At 36.0% G+C, this 13,739-nt stretch carries 12 protein-coding genes, 1 tRNA gene and 1 pseudogene; 6 read left to right on the forward strand and 8 right to left on the reverse strand.

The genetic code is table 11. From position 1 onward, the window contains the following. The first annotated feature begins 81 nt into the window (after positions 1–81). Positions 82–1,257 carry a bifunctional 2-polyprenyl-6-hydroxyphenol methylase/3-demethylubiquinol 3-O-methyltransferase UbiG gene (gene ubiG, locus OPR60_RS04615; protein ID WP_265040111.1) on the forward strand — a complete coding sequence of 392 codons (1,176 nt, stop codon included), beginning with the start codon at positions 82–84 and terminating at the stop codon, positions 1,255–1,257. An 11-nt stretch (positions 1,258–1,268) separates the two neighbouring features. Here the strand turns inward: ubiG and OPR60_RS04620 are convergent, their stop codons facing one another. From OPR60_RS04620 to OPR60_RS04630, 3 genes are all read right to left on the reverse strand, one after another. Next, entirely contained in the window at positions 1,269–1,481 is a 213-nt protein-coding gene (locus OPR60_RS04620) for a hypothetical protein (protein WP_265040112.1), read from the reverse strand. A 62-nt stretch (positions 1,482–1,543) separates the two neighbouring features. Beyond that, positions 1,544–2,356, reverse strand: a complete 813-nt coding sequence (locus OPR60_RS04625) for a transposase (protein WP_265040287.1) — start codon at positions 2,354–2,356, stop codon at positions 1,544–1,546. A 63-nt stretch (positions 2,357–2,419) separates the two neighbouring features. After that, positions 2,420–2,668 carry a TrbC/VirB2 family protein gene (locus tag OPR60_RS04630; protein ID WP_406829836.1) on the reverse strand — a complete coding sequence of 83 codons (249 nt, stop codon included), beginning with the start codon at positions 2,666–2,668 and terminating at the stop codon, positions 2,420–2,422. Positions 2,669–2,825: 157 nt separating this feature from the next. On the opposite strand from OPR60_RS04630, the gene metG reads away from it, so the two are divergent. Beyond that, the gene (metG, locus tag OPR60_RS04635) at positions 2,826–4,463 is read left to right on the forward strand and encodes a methionine--tRNA ligase (RefSeq protein WP_265040113.1); all 1,638 of its coding nucleotides are present in this window, start codon (positions 2,826–2,828) and stop codon (positions 4,461–4,463) included. Between the two features lie 73 nt (positions 4,464–4,536). Here metG and OPR60_RS04640 read toward each other — a convergent pair whose 3' ends face one another. Together OPR60_RS04640 and OPR60_RS04645 are read right to left on the reverse strand one after the other, a co-directional pair. Beyond that, on the reverse strand, positions 4,537–5,691 hold the full coding sequence (locus tag OPR60_RS04640; protein ID WP_265040114.1) for a hypothetical protein: 1,155 nt from the start codon (positions 5,689–5,691) through the stop codon (positions 4,537–4,539). A gap of 117 nt (positions 5,692–5,808) precedes the next feature. After that, the gene (locus tag OPR60_RS04645; RefSeq protein ID WP_065094820.1) at positions 5,809–7,260 is read right to left on the reverse strand and encodes a replicative DNA helicase; all 1,452 of its coding nucleotides are present in this window, start codon (positions 7,258–7,260) and stop codon (positions 5,809–5,811) included. A 107-nt stretch (positions 7,261–7,367) separates the two neighbouring features. On the opposite strand from OPR60_RS04645, the gene OPR60_RS04650 reads away from it, so the two are divergent. The 3 genes and pseudogenes from OPR60_RS04650 to OPR60_RS04660 form a co-directional block, all read left to right on the forward strand. Next, positions 7,368–7,450, forward strand: a tRNA-Leu gene (locus OPR60_RS04650). A 24-nt stretch (positions 7,451–7,474) separates the two neighbouring features. After that, complete coding sequence (locus OPR60_RS04655) at positions 7,475–8,071, forward strand: RDD family protein (RefSeq protein WP_265040116.1); 597 nt, start codon at positions 7,475–7,477, stop codon at positions 8,069–8,071. Positions 8,072–8,418: 347 nt separating this feature from the next. Then, a pseudogene (locus OPR60_RS04660) lies at positions 8,419–9,006 on the forward strand (JAB domain-containing protein); the annotation flags it as partial. A 9-nt stretch (positions 9,007–9,015) separates the two neighbouring features. Here the strand turns inward: OPR60_RS04660 and OPR60_RS04665 are convergent. The 3 genes from OPR60_RS04665 to pheS form a co-directional block, all read right to left on the reverse strand. Beyond that, the gene (locus OPR60_RS04665; RefSeq protein WP_265040334.1) at positions 9,016–9,732 is read right to left on the reverse strand and encodes an IS5 family transposase; all 717 of its coding nucleotides are present in this window, start codon (positions 9,730–9,732) and stop codon (positions 9,016–9,018) included. Positions 9,733–10,272: 540 nt separating this feature from the next. Continuing rightward, positions 10,273–11,565, reverse strand: coding sequence for a bifunctional UDP-N-acetylglucosamine diphosphorylase/glucosamine-1-phosphate N-acetyltransferase GlmU (glmU, locus tag OPR60_RS04670; protein ID WP_065094686.1), 1,293 nt, complete (start codon positions 11,563–11,565; stop codon positions 10,273–10,275). Continuing rightward, on the reverse strand, positions 11,566–12,609 hold the full coding sequence (gene pheS, locus OPR60_RS04675) for a phenylalanine--tRNA ligase subunit alpha (protein WP_265040118.1): 1,044 nt from the start codon (positions 12,607–12,609) through the stop codon (positions 11,566–11,568). A gap of 326 nt (positions 12,610–12,935) precedes the next feature. Here pheS and OPR60_RS04680 point away from each other — a divergent pair, with 326 nt between their 5' ends. Further along, positions 12,936–13,688 (forward strand): IS5 family transposase, encoded by a 753-nt coding sequence (locus OPR60_RS04680; protein ID WP_265039632.1) that lies wholly within the window; start codon positions 12,936–12,938, stop codon positions 13,686–13,688. The last annotated feature ends 51 nt before the right edge of the window (positions 13,689–13,739 follow it).

Genomic DNA, 13,739 nt, shown 5'->3' on the forward strand with positions numbered 1-13,739 from the left:
CTTTAGAACTCCCAAAAGATCAGAAGCATTGAATGACTTGACAGAAAGTTCAAACCCATATAAAATGTCCTTATTTCTTATATGTTAGATGTAATATCAATTGCTTCAGATCATGCTGGTTATGAATTAAAATCAGAAATAAAATCTTACCTGGAAACCCTAGGTTATAGAGTGGTAGATCAAGGCTGCACTGCTCAGCAAAAGTGCGTGGATTATCCAGACTATGCTGTTAAAGTTGTAGAAGATATAACAAGCAAAAAAGCAAATTATGGGATATTAATTTGTGGTACAGGTTTGGGCATGAGTACTGTGGCAAATCGTTTTGAAGGAATCTACGCTGCTTTGTGTAATAGTGTTGAAATCGCAAAATTAGCTCGCGAGCATGGCAACGCAAATGTACTGTGTCTTGGTGCAGGATTTACTGCGAGTGGATTAGCAAAAGACATAGTCAAACAATTCCTCGAAACAGAATTTTCAAAAGAAAGCAGACATAAAAAACGCCTTGATAAACTCAGCAATATAACCTCTAAGAAAAAAAAAACAAAAACTTATAACGAAGATGAAATATCAAAATTCGCTAAAATGGCAGGCCAGTGGTGTGATGAGAACGGCAAATTCAAACCATTGCACATGATGAATCCTGTTAGAGTATCTTACATTATTGAGAAAATAAAAGAGTTAAAAAAATGCAATTTAAAAGAATTATCATTGCTTGATGTCGGGTGTGGTGGTGGCATTTTGTCAGAGTCAATGGCACGCGTTGGCATTAACGTTGTGGGAATAGATGTATGTGAAGAAAACATAAAAGTAGCGCATTCACATGCGAAAAAAGTAGGGTTAAATATAGAATATATACACACCAGCATTGAAGAGCTAAGCAATGACAAGAAGTACGACGTGGTTCTGCTGATGGAAGTAGTTGAACATGTGGATAATTTAGAGCTTTTCATGAAAAAAGCGATAGAACTGCTAAAACCGGAGGGGTTAATCTTTATATCCACAATAAATAGAACTATTAAATCCTTTTGTCTTGCAATAATTGGTGCAGAGTACATATTAAATTGGCTGCCAAAAGGTACACATAACTGGAATAAATTTCTCAAGCCGTCAGAAATTGCAAATCACTTAAGAGAAAATAATGTAACGCTGCAAAACATGGCTGGCATGGAGTACAACGTAATAAAGCGTGAGTGGAATCTAACTAAAGGCGTGGATGTTAATTATATACTCTGCGGTTTGTTAGATTTAACTCTATAAAAGCACCATTTTCACTTCCAATACTTTGAAGGATCTTGGCCAGCTTTTATACAGTAGCCTTTATTAGTTAGCGCCCAACCGGAACGACAAGCATAACCTGTACCTACACGTTCATATCCAGGAGCAGCAACACACTTTCCATTCTCCAAGGTTTGACCTTTAAAAAGACAACAAACTTCTTTTTCTGTTACCTTTGTTACAATTTGAGGAGCACCAAAAAACATAAGACCTGCTGCGAATCAAGCGATAAAAAAAAGGAAAGGAGGGTGAATAAAATCAAGGTTAACTAAAAGGCGTGCTTAAGATTTACAATACCAGCAATAATATTGAACCTCAAGTTATATTTTTTCTGAAAATTGCGATAAACATTCGACATAATCTTAAATATCTTTATCTCTCGGATCTTATTTTCTACTCTCATTCTAAATGATGCTAACCTTCTATTATGCTCTTTCTGCTCTGGAGTTAATGGCTTTTTACGATACTTTTTATATGGAATTATAACATTGCTTTGCAATTTTTGCCAACCTTGATATCCAGAATCAGCATGTTTTATGCTATCAAGTGGTAAATATTTTTCTTGTTTCCTTATGCGAAAATCACTAATTCTACCACGGTAAGACTTTGACACTGATAAAATTCTTCCTCCTTCTTCGATAATAATCTCAGTTTTCATAGTGTTGGTTCTTTTTTTTCCTGAATATGATTTCTTCCGTTTTTTACTATCTTCTGGCCTCTGTATTTGCTGTTCTGTAACATCAGCCAAAATCTTCAGTATTTTTTCTGGCGTCATACTTCTATCTTTTGTTATAGTCACTTTTTTGGCGAGTAATGGCTCTATTCTCTTAAGTAACCTACATACATTTGCGTTGTGCACATTGAATAGGCATCCTAAAAATCTATGTGTTATGTAAGTGCGATAGTACAAAATTACGCAAAACAACTTATCTTCCAGAGTTGGTAGTTTTGATCTTCTACCATGACACTTTTTCTGTTTTTCAAGTTTTTTCCATCCAGACCTCACTTTTTCTACTACTTTTTCGAACTCCTCTATACTTAAACCTGTTATATTACGAAAGTTTCTTGGGTGTTTTTTCATATTATAGTAACTAAAGCTCATTTTTTTTCCTTACTTGATCTGCTTATTCTTCTTCTACCCCTCTCACATCATTTTTTCAATCACCTTTTGCAGCAGGTCTATAGCAACAAACATACCCAGTGCGAAAAGTGCAGGCCAAGGCATTCTGCCAAATATTGCAAGTAAGCTTGAACCAATTATTACCACTGTAATCATTGGTCCACCTATTCTATGAACGTAACCTATTACATTACACATTACATCTGTTGCTCCATCAGCGTGTGTATCAAATGCATAGAAAACTATAAATAGAATTACAAGAAAATTTCTCATTGTTCTTTCAATAATCATGCCTGATTGTTTCTTATTTTAATAAAATTTCAGTAAATAGCTTTTTTCAAAAATTATGCTTAACCCAATTAATATTTATTTATTACTGCCTTTTTAATACTATAATTAACTCAGTTGATTTTTATCAAAATGCTAAACCATGGAACAATTCGAGAACTTTTACATCACCACGCCAGTATATTACGTAAACGATAAGCCGCATATTGGTCATGCATACACTTCTCTCTTGTGTGACGTGGTGGCAAGGTTCATGAAACTAGCTGGGAAAAATGTCAAATTTACCACCGGTACAGATGAACATGGACAAAAAATAGAAAAAGCAGCTAAAGCAAAGGAAATGCAGCCAAAAGAATTTACAGATGAAGTGAGCGTTTCATTTAAAGAATTGGCTAAGTTCATGAATTTTGAGTATGACGATTTTATTCGCACTACGGAGGAACGTCACAAAAAAGCAGTTATAGCTTTATGGAATAGACTTGAAGAGAGAGGGCAAATATATTTGGATTCCTATTCGGGTTGGTATTCAGTTCGTGATGAAGCATTTTATCAGGAATCAGAGCTGATAGATGGCAAAGCACCAACAGGCGCAGAAGTTCAGTGGATAAAAGAAGAGAGCTACTTTTTTCGCTTGTCAAACTGGCAAGACAAATTACTGGAACTCTATAAAAATCAGCCAAGTTTTATCTTTCCTGAGAGCAGAAGAAATGAAGTGATATCGTTTGTAAGATCAGGGCTCATTGACCTCTCAATCTCTCGCACTAGTTTTAACTGGGGAATAAAAGTACCAGGTAATGACAAACACGTAATCTATGTCTGGATAGATGCATTAACCAATTATCTTACATCAATAGGTTTCCCTAGTACTGAAGGTGAGGAATATAAGAGGTTTTGGGCAGAACCAGAAACACAGATTCCAGTGTCAAGCACTGGAATGACACCAAACCAAGGGAAAACGCAGATTCCAGTGTCAAGCGCTGCAAACCTAGCTGACAACTCTTTCAACGTTCATGTAATCGGTAAAGACATATTGCGCTTTCATGCTGTATATTGGCCAGCGATTCTCCTTGCAGCAGACCTGCCACTGCCAAAACAAATTGCAGTTCATGGTTGGTGGTTGAACGAGGGAGAGAAAATATCCAAGTCCCTTGGTAATGTCATAGATCCAATTGGCCTCGCTCAAGAGTTTGGTGTTGATCAGCTACGCTATTTTCTCCTTCGGGAAGCAAGCTTCGGTCAGGATGGCAACTTTAGTAAGAAAAATATGATCAGCCGGATAAATTCAGAACTGGCAAACAACATAGGCAATTTAGTACAAAGAACAATTTCATTTTTACACAAGCAATGTTCTGGAATTGTACCAACAATCGATCAAAGCCTACTTAAAGGTGAAGAAAGTCTTCCAGGTTGCAAAGCTATACTCGATCAAGTGATGAATCACCTATCAAAGTATGAATTTAACCATATCATACTTCTAATCATCAACATCTCTTCTGAAGCAAATGCCTATATAGACAAAAGTGCACCCTGGACACTAAGCAAAACTGACAGAGAGCGCATGAATTTAGTAATTTACAAGTTACTGGAATATATCAGGATAATAGGCATTTTATTGCAGCCAATCATTCCCAAGTCAGCAGAGATGATACTAAATCAACTGCAAATTCCGAAAGAACAACGAGATTTAAAATCTTTGTGCGACGCGTGCGTAAGTTCAGGCATAACATTGCCTAAACCTACGCCGGTTTTTTTGAGGGTTGATGCTAAAGAGGAGAAATAGTGTAAAAACTATTTCTCCTGGATGGGATTATCTTTAGTTAACAACGGTGCACACCGCTGTCTACATATTCAAGTTAGGTGGCAAGTGCCTTAGTTACTTTAGCAAAATATGGTTTAGTAACATCAGCATCTATCACTACTACTTCAGTCATTGCCGACTTAACCTTTCCTAGGCTCCATGCAAACCAGCCTTGACCATTTTCTTCTTTAGTTGGCTGACTTTCTGGGCTAGAAATCTCAGTACCTTTTTCATCACCAGATTCTGCATCATAAAATACATCCTGATCCTCAGAAAGACTCATTAAATAACTTTTAGCAGCATCAACATTTAAATGATCAGGTTGCTTAGGAACGTTATCAATATTTAAATAATCCAAACTATTAGCTCGTTGCTTTTGCTCACTGGAAAGAACCTCAAGATTTAAATAATCCAAACGAGTTAGTTCTTGCATGCTAGGTTTAGATCCATCTTCACGCTTAAACTGCTCTTCCGGACTAGAAACCTTAGTACCATAAATCCTACTGTACAAGCTGCTTCCAACGCTGTTAAGTGCTCCTCTTACAGATGCAATTGACGCATCATAAGTATTTTTCAAGCCACCTCCAATACCACTAAGTGTTCCTTTTGTAGACTCAGTTGATGGCACATAATTATCGTAAGCATATTTGCCAGAATACAAGACACCATTAACTGCTTCTTTTGCAAACCAAACAGCGCTATTAACTGTTCCTTTTGCAAGCTGAACAGTGCCATCAGCAATTGCCACTTTTAATTTGTCTTCTTCTATCTTTTTATTTTTTTCAGCTAGTTGAGTTTTTTGCTCAGAACTTTTCTGCTTTTGAGTGCGTACTTGATCTTTTAACTTAGAATTTTCTTCCTCTTTAGCTTCTACTTTATTTTTTAACTTAGAATTTTCTTCCTCTTTAGCTTTTACTTCCGCTTCTTTTTTAGCTAGTTGAGTTTTTTGCCCAGAAATTGTTTGCTCTTGAGCTTTCATTTTATTTTTTAACTCAGAATTTGTTTTGTTCTCACTAATTGCTTTATACGAAAGTGCAATAGTTACAACAGAAAACACAGCATAACCAATAATAAATGGCAAGCCAACACTTAATGCTGCAACTGGAGCTAAGAAACCAATATAAGGAGCTGCAGCAAACACTCCAGATGCTAATAAAGTGAAAGTAGCCAGAGTTCCAGCTATATAATAGGGTACATTGTTTTTATTCATCATCTCACGTATTATAAAATATAATACCATTATAAAAGGATTTTTAAGAAGTTGTCAAGCTATCTTTACATAAAAAAAATAATTGATAAACTTGGGAACAAGAAGATTGCTGCCAAGCTATGAACTATGCCTTTCCGTGTAATCTTTAAATGCACCTCTGTTAGAGTCAAAATATAGCTTCACACTGCCAATTGGTCCATTTCTCTGCTTTGCAATAATGAGCTCTGCAATGTTTCTAATTTTTTCCATTTTCTCTTGCCATTCCCGATGTTTATTGTTTCCTTCATTTGGCTGTTTTCTTAGTTCATAATACTCTTCTCTATAGAGAAACATTACTATATCTGCGTCTTGCTCTATGCTCCCTGAATCACGTAAATCAGAAAGTTGTGGTTTTTTATCATCCCTCTGCTCAACAGAACGAGAGAGCTGAGATAGTGCAACAATGGGAATATTTAGCTCCTTTGCAATTGCTTTCAAACCCTGCGTCACTTCCGAGATTTCTTGCACTCTATTTTCATTACTCCTTTTTGTTGTTCCTCTGATTAGCTGCAAATAATCAATGAATACCACTTCTACATTATATAATTGATACAGCAAGCGTATTCTGGTGCGAAGGGCACTAATTGATAGCGCAGGGGTGTCATCTATGATGAAAGGCAGTTCAGATAATTCTGTACTAGTATTGATAAATTCATGCAATTCAAAATCACTAATTCTCCCGGTTAATGCCTTATAATAACTAATCCCTGAATCTATAGTGATCAGCCTTGCAGTTAATTGCTCTGCTGACATTTCGAGCGAGAAAAACGCTACATAGTGTTGCTTATCTGCTCTTTTTTGCAACATCTTACAAGCATTAAGTGCGATGTTTAGCGCCAATGCTGTTTTACCCATAGAAGGCCTTGCAGCTAAAATTAATAAATCAGATTTTTGTAGACCACCAAGAAGCTGATTTAGATCTTGAAGTCCGGTTGTAACGCCTAGCGCTTCTGGATTATTTTTCAGTGTGCTGATCTTCTCAACTACATCTTTAATTGAACTTGCAAGTTTTATATATGTTTTCTCACCTTGTTTTTTTACTGCCAAATTGAACAATTTTGTCATTGCTTGTTCAATTTGCGCCTGTGCAGGATTTTCAATATCGTAGTTGTAGCTATCACCAACTATTTCTTGCCCGAGCTTAATTAAACATCTCCTTAAGTAAGTATCACGGATTATTTTAGTCAAACTATAGATATCAAGCGCAATACTTGCCTTCGCTGCAAGCTTTGCTAAGTACTCTACCCCACCACATTCGGTAAACGCTTGGTCGTTCTCAAAAAACATTTTGAGGCTTAGTTCATTGGCAACTATACCGTGTTTCCTGGTTTTGGATATTTGCGTAAAGATACTCTGATGTAATGGATCATAGAAATTCTCTGCCGTAATTGTATCTTCAACTGCATCACAGATTCTATTATCACGAATCATTGCACCAATAAGCATCTGTTCAGCTTCTAGATTATGCGGTAATTTACATATTTCCTTGTCTACACTTCTTGAACTGAGGAGACTAGCTAATTCATTCATTTTAAGTTTTGAGAGTAACTGTTGATTATTGTAGAATATTTAGTTTTGATTTGAAAGACATATAAAATTTGACTAATTTTGTGCTACCTATAGCATTAAACCTTAAGGCCCCTGTGGTGGAATGGTAGACACGGCAGACTCAAAATCTGTTGCTTGCAAAAGCATGCTGGTTCAAGTCCGGCCAGGGGCACGTTAAATATTGGAAAGCATATATATGTTACATAAATTTTTTGATCGTTTATTCTCTATTTTTTCTTCTATAAATGTTATTCAAAAGGTAAAGAAAGACGAAAATGGAATATGTTATGTAACGGGCCTCAGGCGCTATATATCAGTATTGCTTGATTTGATTATTATCGTTTTGTTCTTGCAGTTTTGCGGCCAAGCCTTAAATCAGCTCTTTATGAACTCAGAGGATAGCAAAATATTAAGCCAAATTGCCGCGAAATATGAAATGCAAGTGCCATTATCTACAGAGGAAACAGTAACGCAGAGTAGACTCATTAAGTTACTGATCCTAAATCAAATAGTCCAGTTTATTATGCTCTTTTGCTATGTAATATATATGTGGGTAAAGTTTGCTACTACACCTGGAAAACTATTATTTGGGCTCAGAGTTGTGGATGCACAAACCTTCGGAAAAATGACTTTAAGGCAAGCAACCAAGAGATTTTTTTCCCTCATACTATCAGTTGCACCATTATTCTTGGGCTTTTTATGGTCAAATTTCAACAAACGCTGTCAAACTTGGCATGATAAGATCGCAGGCACAGTGGTTGTCACGAGTAAAAGCCTTGGAAAGCAGAGCTAAAAACTACTTGACACCCTTCGCCAGCCCCTTTATCATGATACTGAAGGTATTCATTTATCTTCAATCTGTGCAGATTAAACGACAACAGTATTACGTATTGGCGTCTTATTTTTAATTTTTTGCACTATGTGCACGCACTGGGATGACACCTCTGGGCACTGCCGTCGTAAAGGAACCAGTGTCAGCTACTCTGATGACAAAGGAGGACAGTGTCTCAGCTACTTTCATGACACCATTTGCTGTCTTTAAAAATGAATGTTCTTACAATTGTGCGTCATGCGCTTTATTAAATATTTTACTTAAAAATCTAATTTCTTATTATACAAGAGATAAGCAATTCATTGATGATGAAAAATTACAAAAAGGGGCATAGAAAGCGCCTAAGAGAGAAAATTATTTTAGATAATGGACAATCATTACTTGATTATGAAGTTTTAGAGCACATTTTATATTCAGCATATAGTAGAATTGATGTAAAACCGGTGGCAAAGAGTTTGATAGAAAGTTTTGGCAGCTTAAATAAAGTTTTTAATGCTGACCTGGAAGCGCTGCAAAACGTTGATGGTGTCAGCAATGCAGCGATATCTGCCATCTTTTATGTAAAACAAGCCTTTGTTCGTTCTGCAAGAGAAGAAATAAAAAACCTGCCTGTAATCGATAACTGGGAAAAATTGCTTGATTATTTAAGAATAAGTATAGGAAGCCTCAATAAGGAAAATTTTCGCGTCATCTACATGAATAAGAAGTATCGTCTAATAGCGGAAGACCTGCAAAATATTGGTACAGTAGATCAAACTCCTCTTTATGTCAGAGAGATCATCAAGCGCGCACTTTTGATTGGTTCAACATCCATTGTAATATCTCACAATCATCCAAGCGGAGATACACAACCTTCAAATAGCGATATATCTCTCACTAGACAACTAGGCTCTGTGGACAAAATTTTAGAGAAGCCATACAAGAGCTCCAACAAAATTGAGAAAACCAATAAAAACCTCAGCAGTTTTATCAAATCTGGAAAAAATGCGCCTAAAATTTTTAATTTTACCAAAAAAACACTCAATCAAATGACGTTCTTTGTAGATATGCTCATCGTAATACCTTTGCACTTTTCGATTCCGTTTTGGCGGAATAACTACTGTACATCCCTTGTCTTCAAGACTTGTAACAAAGGCATTGCTATCGTAGCCCTTGTCAGCTACTACAGTAGAGTTATAGATACTTTCGGTCAACACTTGTGCCTGCGTAATTTCATTTCTTTGACCAGGAGTCAGAGTAAATTTAAGTGGATTTCCAAGTGCATCGACAAGCGCATGTATTTTAGTTGTAAAGCCACCTTTGCTCCTCCCTAAAGCTTCTTGATCCTTGGAGTTTTTTGTATATCCAGATGAACATGGATGGGCTCGGATGATCGTACCGTCGATTATAGCAACTTCTAAATCAGGCTCTTGTTTAGTATATTCAAGCAATTTTTTCCAGACATCTCTTTCACACCATCTTTTAAATCGCTTATGTATACTCCTGTAATTACCATAAGTTTTTGGTAAAAGTCTCCATTGGCAACCACTTCGCACTATGTACCACACTGCCTCTATGAATATTCTTAAACGTTTTTCATCTTTGCTGTGCATTCCTTTTACGCTTTTTATGAACTCTAAAATTTATTTCCAATTTTCCTCTTTGATGTAATATTGCATATGGTAGTTTCTCCATTTTTTACCTATTAGACTAAACTACCATCTTTTTCTCTCTTTTCATATTTTTTGTCCACAGAGCCTAGATCCCGCTCACAAGCAGCGGGATGACGGTTGTCGTTTAGCCATAAATATTTAAGAAATTTACCAAATGAAAAAAAAGGCAAAAGAAACCCCGTGGTGCTGGTTTTGACCCTCTAATACTTTAAATTGGCGCTATAATAATGTGCTGACGCTTAGTTTAAGCGCGGTTTGGCTGAATGTAGAAAAAATTTAAAAGACATACAGCAGCTATAATTTTATGTAATCCGCCAAAAGATACCCTGAGTTTTTTACTGAATTTTGTCATTGAACCTGCGCAGATCAAAAACAAGTTTTGAGTCAAAAAGACCCTTAATACTATAATAAGGGGGCTGGCGAAGTTTGTAAAGCAATTTTTTTTGTTTCTATTGAATGACAGTTGTGGCCTGGGAGGTAATGCAAGAAGTCTAATATAATTACAGCGAATTACTTTATTCTCTTAATCACCTGCTTTTCCCTTGCTATTGCAAGGCTTTTTTCTGGTACATCCTCAACTATAACACTACCTGCTGCAATTACAGATTCATCATGAATATTAAGCGGCGCAATTAGTGAGCTATTGGCGCCAACAAAGCAATTGCTCCCTATATTCGTTTCATGTTTATTTTTCCCATCATAATTACAAACAATAGTGCCTGCTCCTATATTACTCTCCTGCCCTACTTTAGCATTTCCTATATAACTTAAGTGTTTTATTCTAGTGTTTTGACCAACTTCACTTGTTTTCACTTCCACAAAATTTCCTATTTTTGCCTTATTACCAATTGTTGTGTTTCCGCGTATTCTGGTAAATGGACCGACCTCAGCATTACTTTTAATTAAGCAGTCTTTTAAATGCGAAAATGGCAGTATTTTCGCACCAGACTCTATTTTCACTCCAGGACCAAAAAAAACGTATGGGTAAATCACTGAATCTCTGGTAATTTGCGTATCAAGAGAAAAGAAAACAGTTTCTGGCGCAACAAGCGTTACTCCGGAGTCGGTAAAAACTTTTCTTTTATTTTCTTGAAAGTAAAATTCAGCTTTTATAAGGTCATTTCTGTTATTTATTCCAGTTGCTTCTTCTCCACCGGTAATAACGTAACCGACGTTCAAACCATGTTCCACCGCAATGGAGACTATATCGGTTAAGTAATACTCATGAGTTGAGCTATTGCACTCTATTTTCTCCACCAATTCACGTAAATTCTTTGCATATGCAACCATTATTCCAGCATTGGCAAGGAACTCTTCATCAACATTTTTGTCATTTTGTGCCTCTAAGATTTCTACTAAAGAACCATCCTTGATGATTAACCTACCGTATTCTTTATTGCTTGTTTTGAAACCAAGACAAACTAGAGCCTTGCCTTCTAAGCAACCAACCATTTTAGTTATTGTGCTGCTTTTTATGAGCGGAGTATCTCCATACTGCACAACAACTATGCTTAAATCTGGCAATTCTTTCAGGTTTCTCATCGCAGTTTTGACTGCATCTCCCGTACCGAGTGTTGATTCTTGTGTAATTAACTGTATATCCTCAAAGCACTTTAGTCTTTCAATTAAAGGCAGATCAACTACAACAGCAATATTTTCAGGATTTAACTGTTTTGCATTGTAAATAACATGCTGGAGCATGGAAAAATTGCCTATTTTGTGCAGAACCTTAGGCAAATCTGAATTCATCCGCCTGCCATGCCCGGCAGCAAGTATGATAAAAGTATGAGCTTTATTTATCACTTATCTTAAAGATGAAAAATGAAAACCATAATGATCAAGCCAACTGATTTTGTTATCGTAAAAGCTTCTTAGGTCACTGATTTGATATTTTAGCATCGCAAGCCTTTCTATACCAATGCCAAACGCAAAACTGTTGTATTTAGTATGGTCTATTCCAACATTTTGAAAGACATTTGGATGCACCATACCACATCCAAGCACTTCTATCCATTTACTATCTTTATAACTTATGTCCACTTCCGCAGAGGGTTCAGTAAAAGGAAAAAAACTATTACGAAAACGTATCTTCAGCCCTTTATCTCCAAAAAACTTATTAAGGAAGTGATGAATAGTAAATTTTAACTGGCCCATATTGACGTTTTCATCGACATATAACCCTTCTATCTGGTGAAACATAGGAGTATGAGTTGCATCAAAGTCGTTTCTGTATACTCTACCTGCGGCTACTATTTTAATTGGGAATTTTTTTGTTTTTTCCATGGTTCTAATCTGTACAGATGAGGTATGAGTGCGCAGCACCATTCTTTTATCATCTATTTTATTCTTTAAGTAGAAGGTATCTTGCTCCTCTCGCGCAGGATGGTGACTTGGAGTATTCAGTGCATCAAATACATGAAATTCATCTTCAATGTCAGGGCCATCAACTGCTTTAAAACCCATATGTGCAAAAATAAGCTTTACTTCATTTATAACTTTACTGAGTGGATGGATCTTGCCGATTTTTTCTGGTCTAATAGGCAACGTAATATCAACTGCCTCGTTCTGCAATTTAAAGTTAACTTCTTCTGTTTTTAGCACATTTTCCCTATTCATGATAAGATGATCTATCTTATCACGTAAAGCGTTAATAACTGCGCCTAAATCACGCTTTTTTTCTGCATTTTCTATCTTTTTTAAGTTATCAAAATACGCTCTAACTACACCCTTTTTTCCCAAATATAATAGCCTAACTTTTTCTAAATCTTGCAAAGAAGAAGCATTCTCAATTTCGGAAACTGCTTTATCTTCAAGTGAAAGTATGTCATCTAATAACTCTTTATTCATCTTAAAAACGCTGGCTTAAACTTTCATTATAGTGAAATTTTAAATATCATCAACAATCCGAAAAATTGCCCTATTCTGATTATTAATTTATTGACTGATTAATCTTTTTTATTTACCTTTGCGTTGATGAATTTGCTGTATCAACTATGCACAACAGTAACACTGAAACTAAGAATAAGTATAAAATAGAGGATTTATCTAAGCTCTTTAAGGAAAAATCAAAAAACATAAGTAAAGCATTTTCTAGGCTCTGTGGACAAAAAATATGAAAAGAGAGAAAAAGATGGTAGTTTAGCCTAATAGGTAAAAAATGGAGAAACTACCATATGCAATATTACATCAAAGAGGAAAATTGGAAACAAATTTTAGAGTTCATAAAAAGCGTAAAAGGAATGCACAGCAAAGATGAAAAACGTTTAAGAATATTCATAGAGGCAGTGTGGTACATAGTGCGAAGTGGTTGCCAATGGAGACTTTTACCAAAAACTTATGGTAATTACAGGAGTATACATAAGCGATTTAAAAGATGGTGTGAAAGAGATGTCTGGAAAAAATTGCTTGAATATACTAAACAAGAGCCTGATTTAGAAGTTGCTATAATCGACGGTACGATCATCCGAGCCCATCCATGTTCATCTGGATATACAAAAAACTCCAAGGATCAAGAAGCTTTAGGGAGGAGCAAAGGTGGCTTTACAACTAAAATACATGCGCTTGTCGATGCACTTGGAAATCCACTTAAATTTACTCTGACTCCTGGTCAAAGAAATGAAATTACGCAGGCACAAGTGTTGACCGAAAGTATCTATAACTCTACTGTAGTAGCTGACAAGGGCTACGATAGCAATGCCTTTGTTACAAGTCTTGAAGACAAGGGATGTACAGTAGTTATTCCGCCAAAACGGAATCGAAAAGTGCAAAGGTATTACGATGAGCATATCTACAAAGAACGTCATTTGATTGAGTGTTTTTTTGGTAAAATTAAAAATTTTAGGCGCATTTTTTCCAGATTTGATAAAACTGCTGAGGTTTTTATTGGTTTTCTCAATTTTGTTGGAGCTCTTGTATGGCTTCTCTAAAATTTTGTCCACAGAGCCTAGGCTCTGTGGACAAAAAATATGAAAAGAGAG

The sequence above is a fragment of the Wolbachia endosymbiont (group A) of Trypoxylon clavicerum genome (genome assembly GCF_947251665.1).
GTDB classification, from domain to species: Bacteria; Pseudomonadota; Alphaproteobacteria; order Rickettsiales; family Anaplasmataceae; genus Wolbachia; species Wolbachia pipientis.

Coding starts and splice junctions, on each gene's coding strand:
- ubiG (WP_265040111.1), top strand. CDS start 82: ATGTTAGATGTAATATCAATTGCTTCAGATCATGCTGGTTATGAATTA.
- OPR60_RS04620 (WP_265040112.1), bottom strand. CDS start 1,481: ATGTTTTTTGGTGCTCCTCAAATTGTAACAAAGGTAACAGAAAAAGAA.
- OPR60_RS04625 (WP_265040287.1), bottom strand. CDS start 2,356: ATGAAAAAACACCCAAGAAACTTTCGTAATATAACAGGTTTAAGTATA.
- OPR60_RS04630 (WP_406829836.1), bottom strand. CDS start 2,668: ATGAGAAATTTTCTTGTAATTCTATTTATAGTTTTCTATGCATTTGAT.
- metG (WP_265040113.1), top strand. CDS start 2,826: ATGGAACAATTCGAGAACTTTTACATCACCACGCCAGTATATTACGTA.
- OPR60_RS04640 (WP_265040114.1), bottom strand. CDS start 5,691: ATGAATAAAAACAATGTACCCTATTATATAGCTGGAACTCTGGCTACT.
- OPR60_RS04645 (WP_065094820.1), bottom strand. CDS start 7,260: ATGAATGAATTAGCTAGTCTCCTCAGTTCAAGAAGTGTAGACAAGGAA.
- OPR60_RS04655 (WP_265040116.1), top strand. CDS start 7,475: ATGTTACATAAATTTTTTGATCGTTTATTCTCTATTTTTTCTTCTATA.
- pheS (WP_265040118.1), bottom strand. CDS start 12,609: ATGAATAAAGAGTTATTAGATGACATACTTTCACTTGAAGATAAAGCA.
- OPR60_RS04680 (WP_265039632.1), top strand. CDS start 12,936: ATGCAATATTACATCAAAGAGGAAAATTGGAAACAAATTTTAGAGTTC.